The organism is Bradyrhizobium sp. 149, assembly GCF_023073915.1.
Lineage (GTDB): Bacteria > Pseudomonadota > Alphaproteobacteria > Rhizobiales > Xanthobacteraceae > Bradyrhizobium.
This window is the reverse complement of sequence record NZ_JADPKK010000022.1, coordinates 212,297-235,531: the sequence shown is the minus strand read 5'-3', so window position 1 is coordinate 235,531 and position 23,235 is coordinate 212,297. Positions and strand designations below refer to the sequence as shown.

Annotated in this window: 21 protein-coding genes and 1 tRNA gene; 6 read left to right on the top strand and 16 right to left on the bottom strand. The window is 63.3% G+C overall.

Features of this window, described 5'->3' with window-relative positions; all coding sequences use genetic code 11:
* Window positions 1-144: 144 nt before the first annotated feature.
* Window positions 145-792, top strand: coding sequence for an NYN domain-containing protein (locus tag IVA88_RS18680; protein WP_247498695.1), 648 nt, complete (start codon window positions 145-147; stop codon window positions 790-792).
* Window positions 773-1,450: a uracil-DNA glycosylase gene (locus IVA88_RS18675; RefSeq protein ID WP_247498694.1), complete on the top strand. Its 678-nt coding sequence runs from the start codon at window positions 773-775 to the stop codon at window positions 1,448-1,450. The genes IVA88_RS18680 and IVA88_RS18675 overlap by 20 nt, the downstream gene beginning before the upstream one ends.
* Here the strand turns inward: IVA88_RS18675 and IVA88_RS18670 are convergent.
* The 4 genes from IVA88_RS18670 to dapA form a co-directional block, all read right to left on the bottom strand.
* On the bottom strand, window positions 1,447-2,040 hold the full coding sequence (locus IVA88_RS18670; protein WP_247498693.1) for a peroxiredoxin: 594 nt from the start codon (window positions 2,038-2,040) through the stop codon (window positions 1,447-1,449). The genes IVA88_RS18675 and IVA88_RS18670 overlap by 4 nt on opposite strands.
* Window positions 2,041-2,044: 4 nt before the next feature.
* Window positions 2,045-2,518, bottom strand: a complete 474-nt coding sequence (gene smpB / locus IVA88_RS18665; RefSeq protein WP_007603387.1) for an SsrA-binding protein SmpB — start codon at window positions 2,516-2,518, stop codon at window positions 2,045-2,047.
* A gap of 75 nt (window positions 2,519-2,593) precedes the next feature.
* Complete coding sequence (gene mscL, locus IVA88_RS18660; RefSeq protein WP_276577899.1) at window positions 2,594-3,037, bottom strand: large conductance mechanosensitive channel protein MscL; 444 nt, start codon at window positions 3,035-3,037, stop codon at window positions 2,594-2,596.
* 26 nt (window positions 3,038-3,063) lie between these two features.
* A complete protein-coding gene (dapA, locus tag IVA88_RS18655) occupies window positions 3,064-3,954 on the bottom strand; it encodes a 4-hydroxy-tetrahydrodipicolinate synthase (RefSeq protein WP_247498692.1) in 891 nt (296 codons plus the stop codon).
* Between the two features lie 239 nt (window positions 3,955-4,193).
* Between dapA and IVA88_RS18650 the strand changes: the two genes are divergently transcribed.
* On the top strand, window positions 4,194-6,677 hold the full coding sequence (locus IVA88_RS18650) for a transglycosylase SLT domain-containing protein (protein WP_247498691.1): 2,484 nt from the start codon (window positions 4,194-4,196) through the stop codon (window positions 6,675-6,677).
* 539 nt (window positions 6,678-7,216) lie between these two features.
* Here IVA88_RS18650 and IVA88_RS18645 read toward each other — a convergent pair.
* Window positions 7,217-8,827 carry a porin gene (locus IVA88_RS18645; RefSeq protein WP_247498690.1) on the bottom strand — a complete coding sequence of 537 codons (1,611 nt, stop codon included), beginning with the start codon at window positions 8,825-8,827 and terminating at the stop codon, window positions 7,217-7,219.
* Window positions 8,828-9,334: 507 nt separating this feature from the next.
* Window positions 9,335-11,947, bottom strand: coding sequence for a tetratricopeptide repeat protein (locus IVA88_RS18640; protein WP_247498689.1), 2,613 nt, complete (start codon window positions 11,945-11,947; stop codon window positions 9,335-9,337).
* A 517-nt stretch (window positions 11,948-12,464) separates the two neighbouring features.
* On the opposite strand from IVA88_RS18640, the gene IVA88_RS18635 reads away from it, so the two are divergent.
* Window positions 12,465-12,557: transfer RNA gene (locus IVA88_RS18635), tRNA-Ser, on the top strand.
* A 276-nt stretch (window positions 12,558-12,833) separates the two neighbouring features.
* Here IVA88_RS18635 and IVA88_RS18630 read toward each other — a convergent pair.
* The 9 genes from IVA88_RS18630 to IVA88_RS18590 all read right to left on the bottom strand — a co-directional run bounded on the left by IVA88_RS18630 (window position 12,834) and on the right by IVA88_RS18590 (window position 21,509).
* Window positions 12,834-13,100 (bottom strand): hypothetical protein, encoded by a 267-nt coding sequence (locus IVA88_RS18630; RefSeq protein WP_247498688.1) that lies wholly within the window; start codon window positions 13,098-13,100, stop codon window positions 12,834-12,836.
* Between the two features lie 1,537 nt (window positions 13,101-14,637).
* Window positions 14,638-16,122 (bottom strand): Asp-tRNA(Asn)/Glu-tRNA(Gln) amidotransferase subunit GatB, encoded by a 1,485-nt coding sequence (gene gatB, locus IVA88_RS18625; RefSeq protein WP_247498687.1) that lies wholly within the window; start codon window positions 16,120-16,122, stop codon window positions 14,638-14,640.
* Window positions 16,119-17,015, bottom strand: coding sequence for an FkbM family methyltransferase (locus IVA88_RS18620; protein WP_247498686.1), 897 nt, complete (start codon window positions 17,013-17,015; stop codon window positions 16,119-16,121). The genes gatB and IVA88_RS18620 overlap by 4 nt, the downstream gene beginning before the upstream one ends.
* Window positions 17,012-17,317: a hypothetical protein gene (locus IVA88_RS18615; protein ID WP_247498685.1), complete on the bottom strand. Its 306-nt coding sequence runs from the start codon at window positions 17,315-17,317 to the stop codon at window positions 17,012-17,014. Before IVA88_RS18615 ends, IVA88_RS18620 begins: the two co-directional genes overlap by 4 nt.
* A complete protein-coding gene (gatA, locus tag IVA88_RS18610) occupies window positions 17,308-18,783 on the bottom strand; it encodes an Asp-tRNA(Asn)/Glu-tRNA(Gln) amidotransferase subunit GatA (protein WP_247498684.1) in 1,476 nt (491 codons plus the stop codon). The genes IVA88_RS18615 and gatA overlap by 10 nt, the downstream gene beginning before the upstream one ends.
* Window positions 18,780-18,992 carry a hypothetical protein gene (locus tag IVA88_RS18605; protein WP_007611210.1) on the bottom strand — a complete coding sequence of 71 codons (213 nt, stop codon included), beginning with the start codon at window positions 18,990-18,992 and terminating at the stop codon, window positions 18,780-18,782. The genes gatA and IVA88_RS18605 overlap by 4 nt, the downstream gene beginning before the upstream one ends.
* An 83-nt stretch (window positions 18,993-19,075) precedes the next feature.
* A complete protein-coding gene (gene gatC, locus IVA88_RS18600; RefSeq protein ID WP_007611211.1) occupies window positions 19,076-19,363 on the bottom strand; it encodes an Asp-tRNA(Asn)/Glu-tRNA(Gln) amidotransferase subunit GatC in 288 nt (95 codons plus the stop codon).
* 77 nt (window positions 19,364-19,440) lie between these two features.
* Window positions 19,441-20,517, bottom strand: a complete 1,077-nt coding sequence (locus IVA88_RS18595; protein WP_247498683.1) for a nitronate monooxygenase family protein — start codon at window positions 20,515-20,517, stop codon at window positions 19,441-19,443.
* 17 nt (window positions 20,518-20,534) lie between these two features.
* Window positions 20,535-21,509: a nitronate monooxygenase gene (locus IVA88_RS18590; RefSeq protein ID WP_247498682.1), complete on the bottom strand. Its 975-nt coding sequence runs from the start codon at window positions 21,507-21,509 to the stop codon at window positions 20,535-20,537.
* A gap of 95 nt (window positions 21,510-21,604) precedes the next feature.
* On the opposite strand from IVA88_RS18590, the gene IVA88_RS18585 reads away from it, so the two are divergent.
* Complete coding sequence (locus tag IVA88_RS18585) at window positions 21,605-22,495, top strand: LysR family transcriptional regulator (protein ID WP_247498681.1); 891 nt, start codon at window positions 21,605-21,607, stop codon at window positions 22,493-22,495.
* Here IVA88_RS18585 and IVA88_RS18580 read toward each other — a convergent pair.
* Window positions 22,482-22,697, bottom strand: coding sequence for a hypothetical protein (locus IVA88_RS18580; protein WP_247498680.1), 216 nt, complete (start codon window positions 22,695-22,697; stop codon window positions 22,482-22,484). The genes IVA88_RS18585 and IVA88_RS18580 overlap by 14 nt on opposite strands.
* A 46-nt stretch (window positions 22,698-22,743) precedes the next feature.
* On the opposite strand from IVA88_RS18580, the gene ruvX reads away from it, so the two are divergent.
* Window positions 22,744-23,235 (top strand): Holliday junction resolvase RuvX, encoded by a 492-nt coding sequence (ruvX, locus tag IVA88_RS18575; protein ID WP_247498679.1) that lies wholly within the window; start codon window positions 22,744-22,746, stop codon window positions 23,233-23,235.

The window sequence follows — 23,235 nt, the reverse complement described above, 5'->3', positions numbered from 1 at the left end:
GTCCGCCATAACTATACCTTGATTGCCCCGACTTCTCCGGATTTGCGGTTTCGACGGGTTTCGGCAGGACTTTAGAATTGCGCGGCTTGCTGTCGCCGCGCCAACAATAAACGATCAATCACAAACTCTACGCGAGCAAACTGAATGTCACCTTCCTCTACCGACAAGATCGCGCTCTTCATCGATGGAGCCAATCTCTATGCGACCGCGAAAACTCTCGGCTTTGACATCGATTACAAGCGCCTGCTGAAGGAGTTTCAGAGCCGCGGGACGCTGCTTAGGGCCTTCTACTACACCGCCATCATCGAGGATCAGGAGTACTCCTCGATCCGGCCCCTGATCGACTGGCTCGACTACAACGGCTACACCGTCGTCACCAAGGCGACCAAGGAGTTCATCGACGCCTCCGGCCGCCGCAAGGTCAAGGGCAACATGGACATCGAGCTCGCCGTGAACGCCATGGAGCTCGCCGAGCATATCGACCAGATGGTGCTGTTCTCGGGTGACGGCGACTTCCGCTCGCTGGTCGAGGCCGTTCAGCGTCGCGGCGTACGGGTCACCGTGATTTCCACGATCGCCAGCCAGCCGCCGATGATCGCCGACGAGTTGCGCCGCCAGGCCGACGTCTTCACCGACCTCGTCGAGCTGCAGTCCAAGCTCGGCCGCGACCCGTCCGAACGCCCCGCCCCGCGTGACCGCGGCGAGCGCGAGGCGCGCCACCACGCCCCGCAGTTCCTCCAGCGCGCGACCACGATGGCGCCGGCGAGGGGCGATGACGACTTCGAGGAGTGAGGCGACCCGGTCAAGCCACCAGGCCTCCCCCACCCTCGTACCCGACCGTGACTGTCCGCTCTGTCCGCGCCTGGTCGCCTTTCGCGAGGCGAACCGCGCGCGCGAGCCATTGTGGCATAATGCGCCGGTTGCGCCTTTCGGCGACATCAAGGCGCGCCTCCTGATCGTCGGTCTCGCGCCGGGGATGCAGGGCGCGAACCGCACCGGTCGTCCCTTCACCGGCGATTATGCCGGCGACCTGCTCTACGCCACGCTGCTCGAATACGGCTTCGCCAAGGGCAAGTATCAGGCGCGTCCCGACGACGGCCTGAAGCTGGTCGACTGTCGTATCGCCAATGCGGTGCATTGCGTGCCGCCGCTGAACAAGCCGCTGCCGATCGAGATCAACACCTGCCGGCGGTTTCTTGCGGCGAATCTCGCAACGATGCCGAACCTGCGCGCGATCGTCGCCCTCGGGCGGATTGCGCACGACAGCGTGCTCAAGCCGCTGAATTTGAAAGGATCGCAAGCCCCCTTCGGCCACGGCGCCGTGCATCCGGCCGGCGCATTCAGGCTCTACGACAGCTATCACTGCTCGCGCTACAACACGAACACCCGCGTACTGACGCCGGACATGTTCCGCTCCGTGTTCGCGAAGGTGAAGGCCGACATCGGCTAATTCTTCGACAAGCTCTTCGCCGGATTGGCCTTCAGCCAGTCCAGGACATCGCCGGCGTTCCGGTCGGGCGGAAACACCGGATAGAACACATGCGTGATCCTGGCGTCGTCGACGATCAGCGCGAGGCGCTTGATCAGCGTCAGGCCTGCGACCTCCATGCTCGGCAAATTCAGGGCGCGCGTGAGCGCCAGCTTCTCGTCCGAGAGCACAGGAAACGGCAGATGCAGCCGCGAGGCCATCTCGGTCTGGTATGCGTTGCTCTGGGTCGAGAGGCCGAACACCTGCGCGGCGCCGGCAGCCTTCAGCTCGGCGAACAGATCGCGAAACGCGCAAGTCTGCGGGGTGCAGCCGCGCGCGCCCGGGATCATGTCCCAATCGTCGACCAGCGCGATCTTGCCGGGCTCGCCGGTGCGCGGATAGGCGAACACCACGGTCCGGCCACGCAGCGCCGACAGCGCGACTGAGGTGTCGTCAGTGGCGAGCAGGCTGACCGGCGGCAGCGTCATGCCTTTCAGGTGCGCGGCACCGCCGTCGTCCGTGGGGGCGGGAATCCGGGTCCAATCGACCTCCATCAGGTTTCTCTGAGTCATCCCGCTATCCCCTCGCCCGCATCAGGCGGCCCTTCTCCCGGCTCCAGTCGCGCTTCTTCTCGCTCTCCCGCTTGTCGTGCAGCTTCTTGCCTTTCGCGACCGCGAGCTGCAATTTGGCGCGACCACGCTCGTTGAAGTAAAGCTTGAGCGGGATCAGCGTCATGCCTTCGCGATCGACTGCGCCCATCAGCTTGTTGATCTGCTTGCGATGCAGCAGCAGTTTTCGCGGCCGCTTCGGCTCGTGATTGAAGCGGTTGCCCTGGAGATATTCCGGAATGGTGGCGTTGATCAGCCAGATCTCGCCGTCCTTGGAATCGGCGTAGGACTCCGCGATCGTGCTCTTGCCGTTGCGGATCGACTTGACCTCGGTGCCGGTGAGCGCAATGCCGACCTCGATCGTATCCTCGATGGCGTAGTTGAAGCGGGCCTTGCGGTTTTCCGCCATGACCTTGATCGGACGTTCGTTCTTATCGGCCATCGCTTGTTCAAAACCTGGAAGACAAACCTGATCGAGATGCGCGTGGACGCTAACAGTTTGGATGAAGCGCGCGCGTCAAGACTTCTTGAGGAGATCGCGGATCTCGGTCAGCAGCTCGACCTCGGCCGACGGCTTTGGTGGAACGGCAGGTTCCGCATCGTCCTTGCGCTTCAACTTGTTCATGGCACGGATCACCAGGAACAGCACGAAGGCAATGATGATGAAGTTGATCGTCAGCGTGAGGAAGTTGCCCCAAGCCAAGACGGCACCCTGCTTTTTTGCGTCCGCGAGATTTGCGGCGGTGACCTTGCTCGAAAGCGGCGTGAAGTAGTTCGAGAAGTCGAGGCCGCCGGTGGCCGCACCGATGATCGGCATGATCACGTCGCCGACCAGCGAAGTAACGATGGCGCCGAAGGCCGCTCCGATGATGACGCCGACTGCGAGATCGACGACGTTGCCCTTCATGGCGAACTCGCGGAACTCCTTGAGCATCCGCGTGCCCCTTTCCTCGACCCCCATCAACAGCTCCCCGATCGGCTAGCGCGTCAGTTGATGAGGCCAGCATGAACCATCGCGCTGCGCACGGCAACGCGGGTCGGCTCGGTGACCGGCACCATCGGCAGCCGCAGCGCCTCGTCCAGCTTGCCGAGCAGCGATAGCGCATACTTGATCGGCGCCGGATTGCTCTCGATGAAGAGGTTGTTGTGCAGCGGCATCAACTTGTCGTGCAGCTTCAGCGCGGTGGCATGATCGCCCTTCGCCCAGGCGGCCTGGAACTCCGAGCACAGCCGCGGCGCGACGTTCGATGTCACCGAGATGCAGCCATGGCCGCCATGGGCCATGTAGCCGAGGATGGTCGCGTCCTCGCCCGAGAGCTGGTTGAAGTCCTCGCCCATCGCCGCGCGCTGCTGTGAGACGCGCACCATGCTGGCGGTAGCGTCCTTGACGCCGGCGATGTTCTTCAGCTCCCACAGCCGTTTCATGGTGTCGACCGACATGTCGATCACCGAGCGCGGCGGGATGTTGTAGATGATGATCGGAATTGCGATGGCGTCGTTGATCGCCTTGAAGTGCTGGTACATGCCTTCCTGGGTCGGCTTGTTGTAGTAGGGCGTCACGACCAGAACCGCGTTCGCGCCCGCCTTCTCGGCATGCTGGGCGAGCTCGATCGCCTCCTTGGTCGAGTTGGAGCCGGCGCCGGCGACGACGGGCACGCGGCCCTTTGCTTCCTCGATGCACCATTCCACGACCTTCTTGTGCTCGTCGTGGCTCAGCGTCGGGCTCTCGCCGGTGGTGCCGACCGGGACCAGACCATTGGTGCCCTCTGAAATCTGCCAGTTGACCAGGGAGCGGAACGCCGCCTCGTCCAGCGAGCCGTTCTTGAATGGCGTGACCAAGGCGGTAAACGATCCCCGGAATTTTGTCTTGGCTGCCATGGACTTCCTCCGTACGCGGCGATCTCGAGAGCAAGCCGCATTCATATCGGGTCTATCCCGCCGGTAAAAGACCCCCTTCCGTGTGACGCACGGTTTAGCCGCGATTTTGCCGCGGTGGTGGTGCAAACCCGGCAACGTAAGCGGCTGTTGGTATTTTGTCCGCATATTCAATCAAATACAGCCAAATCTTGTACAATCGGGTCTTGAGCCATTTGACTGATTCGGGGCGACGAAACGCCGTGACCTCCTTTCCGCGTGCCGCATGGCGATCGACCGGTTTGGTCGTGTGCCTGATCGCAGGGCTGTCGGTCGGCTGCGCCGCCTGGGCCAAGTCGAATGAGACGACCGCCGAAGGTGCCAAGGACAGCGCCAAGGATACCGCCAAGCCAGCCGCCAAGGACACTGCGAAGGGGTCGTCCAAGGGATCATCCACGGGAACCGGCAAGGACACTTCGAAGGACGCTGCTAAGGGCGCGGGCAAGGATGCGGGCAAGAGTGTACCCAGCGCTGCCGCCAAGGATGGCGGGAAAAAGCCTGCCAAGGATGGCGACAAGGATGCGGGCAAGAACGCCGGCAAGAACGCAGGCAAGGAACCCGCGAAGGACAAGCCGAAGCCTGCGGCCGTCGCGCCAAAACCAGCGCCGACCGCCAACGGTTCGCCTCCCAAAGCCGCCCCCGCGCCGGCGGTGACGGCCACCGTCAGACCGACCGCCCCGGCCCCCGCCAAACCCCTCGCGGCTCCTGTCCTGGCTCCGGCGACCCGCCAGCATGCCGCGCCGCGCAAGCCGGTCACGCCGGCCGCAATTGCTGCGACCTCCTCGACGTCGCAAGCCGACAAGGACACGCTGGAGACCGTCATCGAGCTCGTGCGCAAGCGCAAGTCGGCCGACGCCACCAATGCCGCGGCCGCGATCTCCGATCCCGTGGCGCGAAAACTCGCGGAATGGATCATCCTTCGCAGCGAGGACAATGGCGCGACCGCGGAGCGCTACCGCGCCTTCCTGTCCGCCAATCCGAGCTGGCCGTCGCAGACCTTCCTGCGCCGGCGCCTGGAGGCCGCGATGTGGGACGACCGGCGCGACGATTCGGTCGCCTGGTCGTGGTTCGAGAACGAATCCCCCGTGTCCGCCAAGGGGCGCTTCACGCTCGCCAAGGCGATGCTGGCGCGCGGCGACCGCGCCAACGCCGAACGATTGGTGCGCGATGCCTGGCGCAGCGACCCGATGTCGGAAGACACCGAGAACAACGCACTCGACCAGTTCGGCGCGCTGCTGACGCCCGGCGATCAGAAGGCGCGGATGGACACGCTGCTCTACGGCAGCGAGAACGAGGCCGCACTGCGTGCTGCAAAGCGCCTCGGGGCCGGCTATGTCGCACTCGCCAAGGCCCGCATCGCCTCCCTCAAGAAAGCGCCGAACGCGCGAGCGCTGCTCGAAGCCGTGCCGCGTGAGCTGCACGGCGATCCCGGCTTCATCTTCAGCAAGATCCAGTTGCTGCGCCGCGAGGAGAAATTTGCGGAAGCCGCCCAGCTCATGCTGTCGGCACCGAAGGATCCGGGCCGGCTCTACAATCTCGACGAATGGTGGATCGAGCGGCGCCTCCTGGCGCGCAAGATGATCGACACCGAGGAATTCCGCAGCGCCTATCTGATCGCGCGCGATGCGGCCCTGCCCTCGCGCGACATCTACAAGACCGAGCAGGAGTTCACCGCCGGCTGGATCGCGCTGCGTTTCCTCAACGATCCCGCTTCCGCCACCCAGCATTTTGCCCGCATCGGGATCGGCAGCGTGAATCCGACCACTTTGGCACGCGCCGGCTACTGGCAGGGCCGCGCCGCCGAAGCTGCAGGCCGCCAGCAGGAGGCGCGCAACGCCTACGCGCGGGCAGCCGAGCAATCCACCAGCTATTACGGCCAGCTCGCACGCGCCAAGCTCGGCCTGCCGCAGATTGAGCTCAACGCTCAGCCGCGCAGCCGCGGTGCCGAACGGCTGGAGATCGTGCGCGCCGCGCAGCTGCTCTACGAGCTCGACGAGCGTGAGATGGCGGTGCCTGTCCTCGCCGACATGGGCGAGAACGGCGATCCCGAAGCGCTTGCCGGCCTCGGCGAGCTCACCCAGCGCTACAGCGACGCGCGCGGCATGCTGCTGCTCGGCAAGGCCGCGCTGAATCGTGGGCTGCCGTTCGATTTCTATGCCTATCCCGTCAACGGCATTCCGCAGTTCACGCCGATCGGCCCCCAGGTCGAGCGCAGCATCGTCTACGCCATCGCGCGGCAGGAGAGCGCCTTCAACCCCTCGGTGGTCTCGCCGGCGCAGGCCTATGGGCTGATGCAGGTGACACCGGACGCCGCGCGCTATGTCTGCAAGCGGCACGGCGGGACCTACGATCTGGGGCGGCTGAAGAACGATTCGGTCTACAACGCCACGCTCGGTTCGGCCGAGCTCGGCGGGCTGCTCGAGGACTATCGCGGCTCCTACATCATGACCTTCGCCGCCTACAATGCCGGCCGCGGCAGCGTGAAGAAGTGGATCGATCGCTATGGCGATCCGCGCGACCCGAAGGTCGATGCGGTCGACTGGGTCGAGCTGATCCCGTTCTCCGAGACGCGCAACTACGTGCAGCGGATCATGGAGAACCTTCAGGTCTACCGCGCCCGCTTCGGCGGCGGCACGCGGTTGCAGATCGAGGCCGATTTGCGCCGTGGCGCCGGCAGCGTGGAATAGCGGCCATTCTCCTTCGACACGCTGCCGGGAAGCCCCTTGTGGCGAGCGCCGTCCTCGCCGGGAGTTGAGCCACCGAAGAAGAGCTAGAGTGCGATCGTCAGGCTGGCTTTCTCGGCACGCCCTTTGGCGGGCTGCCAGAGTCCTGGAGACCGCCAGAACCTCGGGAACTGCCAGAACCTTGTGGGGCTGCCAAGCGCTTCGCGAGCTGCAGGGCCGCCGTCAGATTGGCGAGCTCTCCGTTGCCCTGCGGCTCAAAGATGAGGGCGTCGATCCCTTCCGGCTGAACATCAGATCGGCGGGGCGTTACAGACCACGTCGTCAGCGACGGTCAGAGCCGCTCGCCTCGCTCGGGATGGCGTGCAGCGCAGAGATCCCTCTCCCGCAGCAGCTTCGATCAGGTCGCGAGGAAGGATCGAGCAACAGACGGCGACGCTCCAACGCGGCCGCCATGGGGCAGAGGCGAGAACAAGCACCGCCGGCAAAAGAAAAAGCCCCGGCGGTTTCCCGCCGGGGCTCTCTGTCAGGTCGTTAGACCGAACTTACCAGTTGCGCTGAGCGCGGAGGAGCAGAACGACCGAGTCCTGATCCTTGAGGTCGTAGGTCGCAGCCGGCTTGGCCGGGACAGCGATCGTGGCAGCCGGGGTCACCGAACCAGCATACTTCTGGTCGAGGTGGGTCCAGGCAACGTCAGCCGAGAACGTCAGGTTCTTGACCGGGGTCCAGCGGGTGATGAGACCCACCTGGCCGATCGCGAAGTCCGGGTTACACGAGGTCACGCCGGCGAACCCAGCACCGAACACACCACCACCAGCACCACCGGCGCCGCAGAGCGTGGTCTTGGCGAGAGTGCCGTACTGCGCCTGAGCGTAGGCACCGTAGATCGCGGTGTTCCAGTATGGATCCCAGTTATGGGTGTAAGCACCGCGGAAGCCCCAGGTCTTGACCGTTTCCTGCTGGCTGCCAGTGACGTACACGGTGTCGGGAGCGGTGGCGAAGCCGACGCTGCCGTAGTTACCCGTGCTCGTGGTTCCCCACATCGAGTAGGTGCTGCCCGCCAGGTTCTGGAAGTTGTAGCGGGTCGCACCGTCGGTGTAGACGCCCGAAATGTTGATCACGTCACCCGCACCAGTCGGGATGTTCTTGATCGACAGAGCCAGCTGAACCGCCCAACCCCACTTGTCGTCGGGGTGGCCAGTCGCCTCGGACGCGCCGTAGTAACCGACGTGGTTGTCATGCGCAGCCACCGACGCCTGGAAGAGACCCCAGGCCTGGTCGACACGCACCATACCAACGAGGTTCGGCGAACGGGTGCCGCCGATGGCGTTGGAGCCGTAGGCGCCGCTGAGCATGCCGGACGCAGACGCGCCGGTCATGTTCAGGTTGCCGGCCTGATAGTACGAGGAAACGTCTTCAGCCGAGAACGACGCCGTCACGCCCTGACCGAAGTCAGCGGTGTAGGTGAACTGGTTGACACCAGTGACCGTGCCGGAACCGCCGACGAGGCTGTCGAAGTTGTTGCCGGGATAGTTGGTCCAGGGCGCGTCGAACTGCGACACGGCCTTACCCATCGTGAAGCCGGCGAACTGGATGAAGGCGTAGTACACGCCGAGCGAACCGCCCGAGGTGTTGCTGTCGGTGCCGTTAACCGAACCGGAGCCCGAACCGAACAGGCCCGTGGTGGTCGCGCCCGGGTTGGTAGCCGCAGCCAGCGTGCCGCTGTAGGCGGTGGTGCCGGTGGCGCTGCCGGTGCCGACGTAGTTGCCGGACGTCCAGGAGAACACGCCGTCGAAGAAGGTACGGACAACGCCGTACTCGGTCGCGGTGCGCGTGTCGATGTTGAGATCTTCACGAGCGCGCATGGTGTAGTAGTTCGTCAGACGGTTACGTGCACCGTTCGCGCCCTGGCTCGAAACGTTCAGACCGCCACCGAAGTCCGAGTTGGTGCCCAGCGCAACTTCAGCGCGCAGGTAACCACCCAGCTTGATGCAGGTGTCGGTGCCCGGGATGTAGTAGAAACCCGCACCGTACAGGGAGCAGATCTTCACGTATTCGACCGCTTTGGCCTTCACGGGGAGATCGGCTGCCTGCGCTCCGCCAACGGCGATCAGACCCGCCGCGGAACCGAGCAAAAGGCTCTTAACCAACTTCATGTTAAACCTCCAAGTTTGCCATAGGGAAGGTTCCGGATCCGCTGGGTGAAGACACCCTAAGGTTGGTTCCCTTGTCCCTTAAATTCACCGCTTAGTCGCTTCGCGCCTTCGGACACACCCGCTGAACGCGAGGGACTTAAGCGAACCACCTAAGACGGGACGACCTCGGGATGCCCCCCTCCGTCGCTCAGTCACAATTACCGAACGCCCTTGCACACACAACAACAGAACGCCTCAGAACGGCCCGATAGAGCGTGTTTTCCGACGGGTGTTGCACAAATAACACGCAGATGTGATCGGAGCACGCTCGCAACACATTGAATCTGTTGCTCTTTTTAGACGGCTGCATTTGCCGACAAAAGTTCCGGCGCGGGCTGCCAGATCTGCGGACAAGCCCCGCTGCGGGTCCGAGGCGTCCGAATCGTGGAATCAACCAGGGACTCGGTGCGGCTCAACCCTTCGGGGATGGCTGGCCTGACCAGCAAGCGTCCGCGACGGTCGTCCTTATCAGCGTGCTTGAACTTCGATGTGATCTGGCGGCAGGCCGGCCTGATGCCGTTGATACATGGCCTCGTAAGCTGCCTCCAACCGCCTTGCATAAAGCGCCGCGTCAAACAGTGATGCGGTCCGGTGGCTTCGTTGCAGCCTTCCGCGAATATCCGCCAGCTTCTGTTTATCAAGCGCCAGGTCGATCGCGAGTGCTTCATAATCCGCACGTGTTCGCGTGATCAGCTCAGGCAGGCCGACAGCGCTCAGCAAGCTCGCCGCCACGCGGCCGGCGAAACTATTCCCGATATGGGTCACCACCGGCAGACCAGCCCACAACGCATCGCTGGCCGTCGTGTGTGCGTTGTAGGGCAGCGTATCCAGGAAGAGGTCGGCGAGGCGATGGCGCGCCAAATGTTCAGATGAAGACGCAACGCGCCTTGCAAACACCAGGCGATCCGGGTCGACGCCCCGGCCCTTGGCTTCCTTCCGCAGATTCGATTTGGCGATCTCCCCCACGTCGGACAACCACAAGACGGACCGGTCCACGCTCTTCAAGATATTCATCCAGCAGCCAAAGACGGCCGGATTGATCTTGTAGGCATTGTTGAAGCAGCAAAACACGGTCCATTCCTGCCGCAAATCGTGATCAGCCCGGTTGAGCGCGGCATCGTCGATTTTTCCGACGTGATTATCACGCGGCATAAAGCTGCCGGGCAAACGAACCACCTTCTCGTCGAAGAATTGACTGTTTTGATCCGGCAGCACGATTTGATCGGCGATGATGTAATCGACCAGTCCCCTGCTCCCAAGCGTTCCCGCGAATCCAAGATAGTTGACGGCGATCGGAGCCGGACTCGACGCGAACAACGACAGCCTGGCATTCTGCGTATGGCCTGCAAGATCGACGAGAATATCGATCTGAGCATCCTCGATCGCTTTCAGGACTTCACTGTCGATCTTGTGCTCGCAATCGACAAAGCGGTGAAACGATTTTTCCAGCCGCCTGCGCAGATCGCTGTTGTCGTCAGGGCCGATCGAAAACGCATACGTCTCGAAGCGGTCGGGATCGTGCCTCTCGAAGATCTCGGCGGTGAGATACCCGACCGGATGCTTGCGAAAATCGGGCGAGACATATCCGACCCGGATCTTGTCGTGGCTGCGGATGTTACCCCGTGACCTCGTCTTGGCGACATGCGGGAGCTTTGCCTTGACCCAGGTCCTCGCGCAGCTGAGCTGATCATCGGGAGAATCCGTCAAGGAAAGCAAAGCAAAGGGCGAGCTATTGGCCTTCCCGAGCCGTATCGCGGCCGTCAACTGACCGATCTCTTCGTCCAGATTGTCCCAATTGCACAGGTGCATCTTTGCAAGAAGGCGCAAACCCGCGACGCCCTCCAGGTCAGGCCTGATCGACACCGCCTTGTCGAAGGCGATGAAAGCATCGTCATAGCGCCCGAGCTCGGTAAAGACGTTGCCCCGGCCAATCCAGGCCCCCTCGGTGTCCGGCTTGATCGCGAGCGCCTTGTCATACGCGGCAAGAGCCTCCTCGTGGCGCTTCAGCCCCCACACAACGTTGCCGCGACCGAGCCATGCCTCGGCGAGATCAGGCTTGATCGACAGCGCCCGGTCGTACGCAGCGAGTGCATCGTCATGGCGCTTGAGCTCGGTGAGAACATTGCCCCGGCCAAGCCAGGCTTCCGCCAGATCAGGGCGGATCGACAACGCCCTGTCATAGGCAGCGAACGCTTCGTCAAGGCGTTTGAGATCGAAGGACACATTGCCCCGACCAAGCCACGCGTTCTCCAGGTTGGACTTGATCGAGAGCGCCCTGTCGTAGGCTGCCGAGGCTTCGTCGTAGCGCTTCAGGCTCCAGAAAAGATGCCCCCGGGCAACCCACGCGCTCTCGAGATCAGGCTTGATCGCGATCGCCTTGTCGTAGGCGGCAAGCGCCTCGTCATGGCGCTTCAGATCGGTGAAAACTTCGCCTCGGCCAACCCATGCACTCGGGACATCCGGCCTGGCCGACAGCGCCTTGTCGTATGTGGCAAATGCGTCGTCGTACCGCTTGAGATTCCGGAGTGCATTGCCTCGACCAAGCCATGCAGTCTCCAGGTCGGGCCTGATCGACAACGCCTTGTCGTAGGCGACGAGGGCATCCTCGTAACGCCTCAGCTTTTCAAGGCAACCGCCCTTGCTTGCGTAGGCATCGGCAAAGTTCGGGTTGTAGAATGTCGCCTTGTCGAATTGCTCGATCGCCTCCCCGTAGCTTCTCGCGAACTCGGCAAGGATCGAACCTCTGTTGTGATATGAAAGAGGATTGCGCGAATTCACCGCCAATGCGCGCGTGAAATAGGCCAGAGCTTCCTGGGGTCTGTTCAGCGATTTGAGTGCATATCCATAATTGCTGAGGGCTTCGTCGCTGCTCCCGTTCAGGGCCACGGCCGCCCTGAGATGCATCTCGGCCTCGGCAAATCGACCTTGTACGAGCTTCACCACACCGAGGAGATGTTCGACTTCGAAGATGTTCCTGGAGGATTTGGCAATCTGCTGCAGTATTCTTTCCGCTTTGACCAAATCATGGGCGTGAAAGGCTTCGACAGCACGTCGAAATTTGGTCTGCAGTTCACCCGCCAAGTCCATTCCTCCCTCAGGACGTCGGGTCAATCATACCATCGGCCCCGACATTGCAAGATGTGACCGTAGCGGCGTAGCCCGGCAGTTGAGGGAGGAACGAGCGTGCCAGCCCTTCCCCGCCTTGATCTCCAGGGCGCCGTTCCGAGCGAAGGAGCAATCCCGCCAGGACAAGGCCCTCCCTGATTGCGGCGACGCCTGGCGCGACGGGCTCCTCGGTCCGGCGAGTTATCCGGAACTGATGGCGGGCCTTTCCCGCAGCCTGACCCTCGCAGAAGCCCTTCACATTACTTTTAGCAGCAACATCAATCGTTTATATGGGTGATGGTAGTTTTCGTACACGCCCAAACCAGTCTTGCGACAGGCGCCAAACGCTCCAGCTTTGTGTCCGTTATCGCGGCGTTACGTTCTCGCTCCGAGAGCAAACCGCATTGTTTCGGAAATCGCTGGGAATATTCGAGCAAAAACACACGCTTCCAAATTGACCAGCCCAACTAATTAGATGCATAAGGCTCGCACCGGAGAGGTGGCCGAGTGGCTGAAGGCAACGCTTTGCTAAAGCGTCATACGGTCTCAAGCTGTATCGAGGGTTCGAATCCCTCCCTCTCCGCCATCCCGCATTTGTGTCCAGCCCGGAGACATCGGTAACAGGTCGTACCTAAGAGATGGGTGACAACCTCGTGCCGAACGGGTTGTCGAGGGGTTGCAGGGTTTTCTGCTCCAGGCCGTCCGAGTTCCAGATGCCAATCGTGAGGCGCGATCTGAATCGGCCGCCTCTGACCTACCCTGGTCATCTCGTCGGGGTCGCTCACCCGCGCCGGTCCGGATGGCGGCACCACGAGGGAACTTGATTCAGCTGTGAAACAACGACCAGGACGCGGTTCTTCGCTTAGTGGGCGGAGACCCACGCCCTCGCGTCGCGCTGCGCGGCCGAGATCTCGGCCTCCGACATCTGCCCGGCGACTTCCTGGCGCAGCGTCACGGCGTCCTTGCGGCCCTTAAGCGCGGCGAGGTTGAACCATTTATGCGCGGCGACGAGATCGACGAGACCGGAGCGCCCGCTCGCCCAATAGATGCCACGCTCGAACAGCACGTCCGACAGCGCGCCTGCGTCGATCGGCGTCGCGGTCTCCAGATCGAAAGTACCCTGAAACATAACGCATCCCCTTTTTTATGCCGTCTCGTCCCCCGAGCGCGGCTCCCGTCCGATCAACTGTTCAACTCATCCCCAAGACTCTTTGCCGAGTCTTTTTGCCCAAGCCGTTTGCCGGCTTGTTGGAGGTAATGATGGCGGGCAAATTTGAATGGCAGTTTAAGTATCGCGATGAAGCAGACGTAAACGCGCCCGCGCCAGGCGCGCGCGGCAAATGCAAGAAGTCACCGTTTTACAGGCACTTCTGCAATTCGTCAGATTCGGTTTACCTTGGGATTTTGGGAGAACGATAACCATCACGCACAGTGACGGGCGCTGTCGCGTACACTCCGCCACTCCTTGTCGTCACCCGGTATTCCAGAGACGGCAGTCATCCATCGAGAAGCCGCGGCGTACTGGATCGTCCGGCCAGATCCGGGCGATGGCACCGCAAATGGGGACGGCGAACGGACGCTGCGCAGCGAAAATGACGCAGCTCGCGCTGCCCCAAGGGAGAGCAGAAGGCAGAGCAGCCAAGGCAGAGCAGCCACGGCAGCGCGGCCACGTCGCGGTCAGATCAGCAATGTCGGGATATGGGAATGCCGGCAATACCCCGGCCTCAAGAGAACGAGGGCGTCGGCGAACACGTCAGGACCAGATTCCACGTTGGCCCGAAGGCCGCTGGTGAAATTGCGGAGCCCCTTACGGAGAACCGCACCGAACGAAGAAAACTTGTTTCTTCTGCCGGACCGGCCTTTGGCGAGCGAACCCGCGAAAGAAGACGATCCGACCGTTGACCTGATGTCTCGCCGACACCCTCTATCGTCGACCAGAACCTTTTGAGAGGCGCTGATGACGTGCCGGCTCTCTAGGAGCCGGCAACTTCAAAAAGCGAAGTTACTTCTTCTTGGCGACCTTGCGGGTCTTCTTCGCAGTCTTCTTCACTGCGCTCTTCGCCTTCTTCGCCTTCTTTGCCTTCTTAGCTTTCTTGGCCATGTTGCCCTCCGATGTGTGAGATGGCTTAATCGCTGCATGCAGTCGGGGATCGAGTGCACACTCATCCCGAATACACCAACACAACGAAAAAAACAGCGTCTCGCTTAAAGAAGTGTTGACGACGAAACGCGCCTGCGCTTGGCGAACGCGATGCAAGCGGACTGCGTGACGTGTGCTTGCGATCGCAGAGAGTGCCGCGGCTTCGACGTTTGCGAGAGATGCGATTGCAGGAAAACACTATGCAGCAAGTATTTTTCTGCACGCGCGCATCACGCGCGATCGTTATAATGATGCATCTTGCCGATCGCGCGAGCGCCTCGTGAAGGCGCTTCGCGGACTCTGAGTCGCGAATTTTGGCAACGAAAATATTTTCATGATTAACGGCGCGAGCGCCCGTCGGAGCATGTGCAAGTCGCCGTTTTGCGCGAATCGCGTGGCGGCGATTCGGTCGGCGTATCGCGGTCGATCGGATGAAGTTCGTCGCCGAGGATGCGCGCGAGCATCGTATCGCGAACCGAAAACGAGGTGACGAGCCGCGTCCGTCACCTCGTTCGAACGCGCGAGGTCAGATGCCGAGCTTGGACTTGAGCAGGTCGTTGACGCTCTGCGGGTTGGCCTTGCCGCCGGACGCCTTCATCACCTGGCCGACGAACCAACCGAGCGACTGCGGCTTGTCCTTGACCTGCGCCGCCTTGTCGGGATTGGCCGCGATGATGTCATCGACAACCTTTTCGATCGCCGAAAGATCCGTGACCTGCTTCATGCCGCGGCTTTCGACCAGCGCGCGGGGATCGCCGCCCTCCTGCCAGACGATCTCGAACAGATCCTTGGCGATCTTGCCGGAGATCGTGCCCTCGCCGATCAGGTCGACGATCGCTGCCAACTGCTCGGCGCCAACAGGAGAGCCCGCAATATCCCGGCCCTCCTTGTTGAGACGGCCGAACAGCTCGTTGATGACCCAGTTCGCGGCGACCTTGCCGTCACGCGCGCGGTTGGCGAGCTTCTCCAGCACCGTCTCGTAGAACACCGCGCTCTCGCGCTCGGCGACCAGCACGCTGGCGTCGTAGGCCGACAGGCCGAAGTCCGCGACGAAGCGCGTCTTCTTCTGGTCCGGCAGCTCGGGGAGTTCAGCCTTCAGCTCGTCGACGAAGCTTTGCGAGAACTCCAGCGGCAGCAGGTCGGGATCGGGGAAGTAGCGATAATCATGCGCCTCTTCTTTCGAGCGCATCGAGCGCGTCTCGCCCTTGTTGGGGTCATAGAGCCGCGTCTCCTGGTCGATCGCGCCGCCGTCCTCGAGGATCTCGATCTGGCGCCGGGCCTCGTACTCGATCGCCTGGCCGATGAAGGTGATCGAGTTCATGTTCTTGATTTCGCAGCGGGTGCCGAGCGGCGCGCCCGGCTTGCGCACCGAGACGTTGACATCGGCGCGCAAGGATCCCTTCTCCATGTCGCCGTCGCAGGTGCCGAGATAGCGCAGGATCGAGCGCAGTTTCGTCACGTAAGCCTTGGCCTGCTCCGCATCGCGAATGTCCGGTTTTGACACGATCTCCATCAGGGCCACGCCGCAGCGGTTGAGATCGACGTAGGACATGGTCGGCGACTGGTCGTGCAGCAATTTGCCGGCGTCCTGTTCAAGATGCAGCCGCTCGATCCCGATGGTCGCGGTCCTGCCGCCGTCCAGTTCGACCACGATCTCGCCTTCGCCCACGATCGGCGACTTGTACTGGCTGATCTGGTAGCCCTGCGGCGAGTCCGGATAGAAATAGTTCTTGCGGTCGAACACCGAGCGGAGATTGATCTGCGCGTTCAACCCGAGTCCGGTCCGGACAGCCTGCCTGACGCATTCCTCGTTGATCACGGGCAGCATGCCCGGCATCGCCGCGTCGACCAGCGAGACATGCGAGTTCGGCTCGCCGCCGAACGCGGTGGAGGCTCCGGAGAACAGCTTCGCGTTCGACGTCACCTGAGCGTGGACCTCCAAGCCGATGACCATCTCCCAGTCACCGGTTGAGCCCTTGAGAAGCTTATGGGGTGCGACAGGTGCGTTCATGGCTTTACTGGTTCCTTTATTGGTCCCTTGGCCGCTCGCGCTTCACCCGCTTCGAGAAGCCCGTTGAGCGACCGAAGCACATCTGCCGGCGGGCGCAGCGCGATTTCGCGGCGGCCCATCATCTCGGTCTCTGCGAACAATGCGTCGACCTCCGGCGAGGAGGCGAACACGAAGCCGTCGAAAGACGTGCTCTGCTCCTCGAAATCACTGGAGATCTCGACGCGGTAGCCCTGCGCCTTGAGACGATCGACCACCTCGTAATGGAGGGCCTGCGAATGGGTTGCAATGAAGAGATAATCGACGCGGCGCTTGGTAAGCACGCTCTCGGCGCCTTGCAGCATCTCGACCTCGAAAGCCTGGATATCGGCATGCAAGATGTCGAGATGCTTGATCTTCCTGTCCCTGAAGAAGGCGTCGACCTCGAATTTGCCCTTGCCGACAAAAGCCTTGACGAACTCGCCCTTCAATCCATTGCGGGCGAAATTATCCTGACCGGTCTTCAGGCAGGCGGGGTCCGGCTCGACCAGAACGACCTCTGCCTTGGGCCGCGTCTTCTTGAGCCACATGGAATAGTGGCCCCAATAGGCGCCGAGCTCGATCATCGAGGGCGCCTCGCCCAGCCGCTTCAGCAATTCCTGGAAGACATATTCTTCCAGCGGCTCGTGGACGCCGCGATTGATCACAAGCACACTGCTGAAGGGGCCGTAATAGGCCCCCGGCCCAATGCCCGGAACCTTCAGGCCGTTATGCAGATAGACCTGATCGCCTTCGACGCAGCCGGCCATCGGGACGCGTTCAATCAGCAGGTTGAGGGGATCGGAAACGATCTCGCGAAAACGGCCGAACAAATCCTCCGGCTTCGCCTTCGGGCCCGTGAAACCAGGCTCGCTCATGCGGACGCACTCCCACCCAGCGCATGAGCGATGCGCTGCCATTCTGCTTCAAGCGAATCCGTTGCCACGGGCTGGCCAGCCTGGCGGTACCAATAGCCGGCATTGCCGAGGTCGCCCTCGACCCGATGCAGATAGGCGTGCACCCAGGCGGCCTCGCGGCTGCTCTCGTCCTGGACGATCTTGTGCGCCTGGTCCCAGTCGCCCTTGGCCGCCCACCATAGGCCGGCGAGCGGTGCGCTGAGATCCGGCGCCGGCGCGGCGCCGTCGAGGCTGGCGATATACGCCGCCATATTCACCACCATTTCGCCGGCGTGAAGCGGCCGGCGGCCTGCTCGATCACCTCGCCGAGCGAGAACAGGGTCTCCTCATCGAACGGCCGGCCGATCAACTGCAGGCCGAGCGGCAGACCCTGCGCGTCCTTACCGGCGGGCACTGCGATGCCGGGCAATCCGGCCATGTTCACGGTCACCGTGAAGATGTCGTTGAGGTACATCTCGACGGGGTCCGCTCCGCCCTTCTCGCCGATGCCGAAGGCCGCCGACGGCGTCGCCGGCGTCAGGATCGCGTCGACACCCTTGGCGAAGCAATCCTCAAAGTCCTTCTTGATCAGCGTGCGCACCTTCTGGGCGCGCAGATAATAGGCGTCGTAGTAACCGGCCGAGAGCACATAGGTGCCGATCATGATGCGCCGCTTCACCTCGGCGCCAAAACCCTCGGCGCGGGTGTTCTCGTAGAGTTCGTTGATGTTGCGGCCCTGCTCGCGCAGGCCGTAGCGCACGCCGTCATAGCGCGCGAGGTTGGAGGACGCCTCCGCCGGCGCCACGATGTAATAGGCCGGCAGCGCGTATTTCGTGTGCGGCAACGATACCTCGACGAGCTCGGCGCCGGCCGCCTTGAGCCAGGCCGCGCCCTCGCTCCAGAGTTTTTCGATCTCGGCCGGCATGCCGTCGAGACGATACTCCTTGGGGATGCCGATCCGGATGCCCTTCACGGACTTGCCGATCGCGGCCTCGTAGTCCGGCACGGGCATATCGACCGAGGTCGTGTCCTTCGGATCGTGGCCGGCCATCGAGCGCAGCAGCATCGCGCTGTCGCGCACGCTGCGTGCGATCGGCCCCGCCTGGTCGAGCGAGGAGGCGAAGGCGACGATGCCCCAACGCGAACAGCGGCCGTAGGTCGGCTTGATGCCGACGGTCGCGGTGAACGCCGCCGGCTGGCGGATGGAGCCGCCAGTATCGGTCGCAGTCGCGCCCATGCAGAGCAGCGCCGCGACGGCCGAAGCCGAGCCGCCGGACGAGCCGCCCGGCACCAGCGTCGTGTTGGAGCCATCGCGCCGCCAGGGATTGCCGACGGGGCCGAAGCACGAGGTCTCGTTCGCCGAGCCCATCGCGAATTCGTCATTGTTGAGCTTGCCGAGCATTACGGCACCATCGCGCCAGAGCTGAGAGGTGATGGTGGACTCGTAAGTCGGTACGAAATTGCCGAGGATTTTTGAGCATGCCGTGGTGCGCACGCCCTTGGTCGCGAACAGGTCCTTGATGCCGAGCGGAATGCCGGCGAGCGGCCCCGCGTCGCCCTTCCCGATCTTGGCGTCCGCTTCGCGCGCCATGGTCCGTGCCTGGTCCGGCGTCTCCATGACGAAAGCATTGAGCACGCGCGCGGCTTCGATCGCGCTCAGATGCGCTTCGGTCAGCTCGAGGGACGTAAAAGTCTTGGCCGCGAGGCCCTTGCGGGCCTCGGCGAGCGTCAGCGATGTCAAATCGGTCATTTATTGATCGGGCTGCAGAAGAACGGAGACAGGGACTTGTCGTTGGCCGGGTCGTCTTTTTTGGCGGCCGCTTTCGCAGCCGCCTCGATCTCGTCGAGCACGGCATTGACGGCGACGTTGGGATCGGCGGCCTTGCCCTGCCGCTCCATCTTGTCGAGATAGTTCATGTAGGCCTGATAGGCCTTCTCGTCGTCGCAAAGCATGCACATCGGACTTGGTCCTGAGACTCTTTAGCTTGACGCGTTGTCTTTACGCGAACCGGCTTCCACTTCGCTCGAAAACGCTATGTAAGTTACTCAACAACCTTCGGCACCAGGAAGAAGTGACCTTCGGTCGCGGGCGCGTTGGCAACGATATCGTCGGCGATCTCGCCGTCGTTGACCACGTCCTGCCGCTTCTTCATCTGCATCGGGGTGACCGAGGTCATGGGCTCCACACCCTCGACATTGACCTCCGAGAGCTGCTCGACAAAGGCGAGCATGGCATTGAGCTCGCCCTGCAGATGCGGAACCTCGCCCTCGGAAACCGCGATGCGCGCCAGATGCGCGATGCGGCGGACGGTAGCGGCGTCGACGGACATTATGTAGGGCCTCTCACGGCAAAAACCTAACCGCCGTATAGCAGAGGCCGCTTTTGCGCCGCAACCGGCCGCGGAACCTATCCGGCCAGCGCCTTCATCCGGGCAAGCGCCGATTTGGCGAGATCCCGGGTCAATTCGGCTGCTGGGACCTCGCGGCCCAGGGCGATCGCCTGCCCGGCCCAAAGATTGGTGAAATCGACCCTGCCCTGCTTCTCGGCCGCAGCTTTCAGCGGTCCCAGTGCCGTTGCGGCATGGGGAAATGGCGGTGCGTCCGGCGAAATCGGGCCGGCCTCGCGCATCAGGCGGTTCTGGACGCCGCGCGCCGGCCGCCCCGTCATGACATTGGTGATGACCGTGGAATCATCCCGCCCCTCGGCGAGCGCCGCGCGTGCCGCCGCACCGACCTTGGATTCCGGACAGCGCAGATAAGCACTCCCGATCTGCACGCCGGCCGCGCCGAGCGCGAACGCCGCCGCGATGCCGCGGCCGTCCGCAATGCCGCCGGCCGCGATCACCGGGACCTTCACCGCGTCGACCACCTGCGGCACCAGCGCAAAAGTGCCGGGCTGTTCCGAGATCTTGTCGGTCAGGAACATGCCGCGATGGCCGCCAGCCTCCGCACCTTGTGCGATCACCGCATCAGCGCCGTGCTGCTCGAGCCAGACCGCTTCCCTCACGGTCGTTGCCGAGGAGATGACGAGACATCCTGCCGCCTTGACCCGCTTGAGCAGCGCGTCCGCGGGCAGGCCGAAATGGAAGCTGACGATCTCCGGCTTCAGCTCCTCCACGACCTCGCAGAAGCCGGCGTCGAACGGCGCGCGGTTTGCGGCATTGATGGGTGCGGCGGGATCGAGGCCATGCTCACTGTAGTAGCCCGCGAGGCGCTGCTTCCAGCGCGCCTCCGCCTCGGCCGTGAGCTCGACCGGTGTGTGGCAGAAGAAATTCATGTTCACCGGCGCGGAGACGCGCTGCCGGATGATGTTGACCTGCTCGCGCGCTTTGTCCGGCGATAGCATCGCGCTCGGCAGCGAGCCGAGTCCCCCGCCTTGCGCGACGGCGATCACCAACTCCGCGTCCATCACGCCAGCCATCGGCGCTAGCACGATCGGGAATTCGGTCTTGAAGAGATCGATCAGTCGACGGTTCGGCCACATGGTTGTTCTCTCGCAGTTTAGGCGGACACGATGGAATTACGCCGGCCGGTTAGCAGTTGCTCGGCCTCGGTCGCGATACGTTCGACGATCTCGGCGGCGGACGGAATATCATGGATCAGGCCGACAGCCTCGCCGGCAAAGACCGCGGCAACCCTGAAATCGCCCGCGGCTTTCGCCGCTGCATACTCGACGGCCACCTCGGACGCGCGCTGCATCAGCTCGATCTCGCGGCCGGTCCAGCGCCTGATATGATCGTTGACCAGCGTTCGCGCGGTGAATGGGGCCGGCCAGAACAAGCTGCGCGACCAGTCGACGATGACGCCGCGCACCGTGTCATTGGGATCGGCGTCGCGAATGCGCTGCTTCGCTTCCTCCGCGCCGTTGGCCTCCACGCTCGCATAGAAGCGCGTGCCGATCAGCACGCCGGAGGCGCCCAGCATCATCATCGCGGCCAGGCCCCGGCCATCGGCGATTCCGCCGGCGGCGACGACCGGCACGCGCCCAGCCGCGAGATCGACGATCGCAGGCACAATGTCGACGGTGGTGCGCGATGCGCCATGGCCGCCGGCTTCGGTACCCTGCGCGATCAGGATGTCCGCACCGGCGTCGAGCGCCTGCTTCGCCATGTCCTCGCTCTGCACCTGGCAGATCAAGCGCGCCACGCACGCCCTAATGCGCGCTGCAAAGGGCGTGGGGTCACCGAATGACAGCATGATCGCTTGCGGATTGGCGCCGAGTGCGATGTCGAGAAGCTTTGGTTGTCTTGCAAGGCTCCAGGTGATGAAGCCGATACCGAACGGAGCAGAGCCGCCCAGTTGCCTGGTCTCGGCCTCGAGCCGTTCACGATCGCCGTAGCCACCACCCAGGATGCCGAACCCGCCGGCCGCGCTGACAGCCCGCGTCAGCCGGCTGCCGGCGATGGTGTCCATCGGAGCCAGCAGGATCGGATGCTTGATCCCCAGGAGCTGGGTCAGAGGCGTGGTGATCGACATGGCTCCTCCACTCTCGACACCGACACTAGGTCAGAATACCATTCTCTAAAATTGAATTCTAGCGAACGCTACCATCTCAAAAGAGAAACGATGCCATGGAACTCAGTGACATCCAGACCTTCGCCGTCGTCGCCCGGACCGGGGGCATCACCCGCGCGGCCGAAGAGCTCAACACGGTGCAGTCGAACGTCACCCAGCGCGTGAAGGCGCTCGAGGCCGAGATCGGTACGCCGCTGTTCGAACGCCATAGCCGGGGCATGACCCTGACCGGCGCGGGCAAAAGGCTTTTGCCTTACGCGCAACGGATGGCCGCATTATCGCGCGAGGCCGTCCTCGCCGCCCGCGACGACGGCGAGCCCAAGGGACCGCTCGCGATCGGCTCGATGGAAACGACCGCGGCGGTGCGACTGCCGCCATTGCTCGCCGACTTTCATCGCCGCTTTCCCGCCGTCCGGCTGAGCCTGCGCACCGCGCCCACTGCCGACCTCGTCGCTTGCGTGCTCGAAGGCACGCTCGACGGTGCCTTCGTCGCAGGTCCGATCGCGCATGCTGATCTGACCGCGACCAGCGCATTTCGCGAAGAGCTGGTGCTGGTCAGCGCGCGGCGCTGGGCCACACTGGCCGAGCTGCGCGCCGGCACGCCGGAGTCCGGTCCGACCGCGCTGGTGTTCCGCACCGGCTGCACCTACCGGCAGCGGCTCGAACAGGTTTTTGTCGAGTTCGGCTGGCCGTCAGCCGCACGCTTCGAGCTGGGCACGCTCGACGGCATGATCGGCTGCGTCGCCGCCGACATGGGCGTGACACTACTGCCGCGCGCCGTCGTCGAACGTAGCGCGATCAACGGCAGCGTGACGATCCACGCGCTCGGCGCTTCGCACGCGCGCGTCGAGACCCTCTTCATCCAGCGCTGCGCCGGGCATCAAACCAGCGCGCTGAGCGGGTTTGCCGCCTGCCTGGAGAAAGAGGACGAAATCATCGCGGCCTGAGACACCATCGCCGCGCCGCCACAACGGCCCAGATCGCCTCGACCACGCCGAACGGCCAGGCTCCTTGCAGGAAGCCGTAAGCCGAACCGAGCCCGCAGGACATTGCGAACAGCAGCACGAACCAGTGGCTGCGGTCTTCCAGCGCGTAAGTGACCAGCATCGCCGTCACGGCGAACAGGCCAAATAGTGTCAGCGCATCCATTGTTCCGGTTCACTCCATAGCGCGACGCGTGATATGCGCTAGTCCCATGCCGGCTCTTATCCTGCCCCTCATCGATGCTGCAACCCACTGGCCCGAACGCGGCGGGCTGGTCGGCCTCGATCTCGGGACCAAGACCATTGGCGTTGCCGTCTCCAATCCGGACCGCCGGTTAGCTACCGGCGTCGAGACGATCCAGCGCAAGGCGTTCAAGCAGGATGGCGCCCGGCTGCTCGCGATTGCCGCCGAACGCAAGGCCGTCGGCTTCGTGCTCGGCCTGCCCATCAACATGGACGGCAGCGAGGGCCCGCGGGCGCAATCGACCCGGGCGTTTGCCCGCAACCTCGCCGCCCTCACCACACTGCCCATCGGCCTCTGGGACGAGCGCCTGTCGACCGCCGCGGTGGAGCGCGAACTGATCGGCATGGACGTCAGCCGCGCCAAGCGCGCCGAAGTGATCGACGAGCACGCCGCAATCTTTATCCTGCAGGGCGCGCTCGATCGCCTCGCCAATCTGCGCGCAGCCGCGGGGCCTGGCTGA

Excerpts from the sequence above, each read along its gene's own strand:
- IVA88_RS18680 (WP_247498695.1), top strand. The coding sequence starts at position 145 with ATGTCACCTTCCTCTACCGACAAGATCGCGCTCTTCATCGATGGAGCC.
- IVA88_RS18675 (WP_247498694.1), top strand. The coding sequence starts at position 773 with ATGACGACTTCGAGGAGTGAGGCGACCCGGTCAAGCCACCAGGCCTCC.
- IVA88_RS18670 (WP_247498693.1), bottom strand. The coding sequence starts at position 2,040 with ATGACTCAGAGAAACCTGATGGAGGTCGATTGGACCCGGATTCCCGCC.
- smpB (WP_007603387.1), bottom strand. The coding sequence starts at position 2,518 with ATGGCCGATAAGAACGAACGTCCGATCAAGGTCATGGCGGAAAACCGC.
- mscL (WP_276577899.1), bottom strand. The coding sequence starts at position 3,037 with ATGGGGGTCGAGGAAAGGGGCACGCGGATGCTCAAGGAGTTCCGCGAG.
- dapA (WP_247498692.1), bottom strand. The coding sequence starts at position 3,954 with ATGGCAGCCAAGACAAAATTCCGGGGATCGTTTACCGCCTTGGTCACG.
- IVA88_RS18645 (WP_247498690.1), bottom strand. The coding sequence starts at position 8,827 with ATGAAGTTGGTTAAGAGCCTTTTGCTCGGTTCCGCGGCGGGTCTGATC.
- IVA88_RS18630 (WP_247498688.1), bottom strand. The coding sequence starts at position 13,100 with ATGTTTCAGGGTACTTTCGATCTGGAGACCGCGACGCCGATCGACGCA.
- gatB (WP_247498687.1), bottom strand. The coding sequence starts at position 16,122 with ATGAACGCACCTGTCGCACCCCATAAGCTTCTCAAGGGCTCAACCGGT.
- IVA88_RS18620 (WP_247498686.1), bottom strand. The coding sequence starts at position 17,015 with ATGAGCGAGCCTGGTTTCACGGGCCCGAAGGCGAAGCCGGAGGATTTG.
- IVA88_RS18615 (WP_247498685.1), bottom strand. The coding sequence starts at position 17,317 with ATGGTGGTGAATATGGCGGCGTATATCGCCAGCCTCGACGGCGCCGCG.
- gatA (WP_247498684.1), bottom strand. The coding sequence starts at position 18,783 with ATGACCGATTTGACATCGCTGACGCTCGCCGAGGCCCGCAAGGGCCTC.
- IVA88_RS18605 (WP_007611210.1), bottom strand. The coding sequence starts at position 18,992 with ATGTGCATGCTTTGCGACGACGAGAAGGCCTATCAGGCCTACATGAAC.
- gatC (WP_007611211.1), bottom strand. The coding sequence starts at position 19,363 with ATGTCCGTCGACGCCGCTACCGTCCGCCGCATCGCGCATCTGGCGCGC.
- IVA88_RS18595 (WP_247498683.1), bottom strand. The coding sequence starts at position 20,517 with ATGTGGCCGAACCGTCGACTGATCGATCTCTTCAAGACCGAATTCCCG.
- IVA88_RS18590 (WP_247498682.1), bottom strand. The coding sequence starts at position 21,509 with ATGTCGATCACCACGCCTCTGACCCAGCTCCTGGGGATCAAGCATCCG.
- IVA88_RS18585 (WP_247498681.1), top strand. The coding sequence starts at position 21,605 with ATGGAACTCAGTGACATCCAGACCTTCGCCGTCGTCGCCCGGACCGGG.
- IVA88_RS18580 (WP_247498680.1), bottom strand. The coding sequence starts at position 22,697 with ATGGATGCGCTGACACTATTTGGCCTGTTCGCCGTGACGGCGATGCTG.
- ruvX (WP_247498679.1), top strand. The coding sequence starts at position 22,744 with ATGCCGGCTCTTATCCTGCCCCTCATCGATGCTGCAACCCACTGGCCC.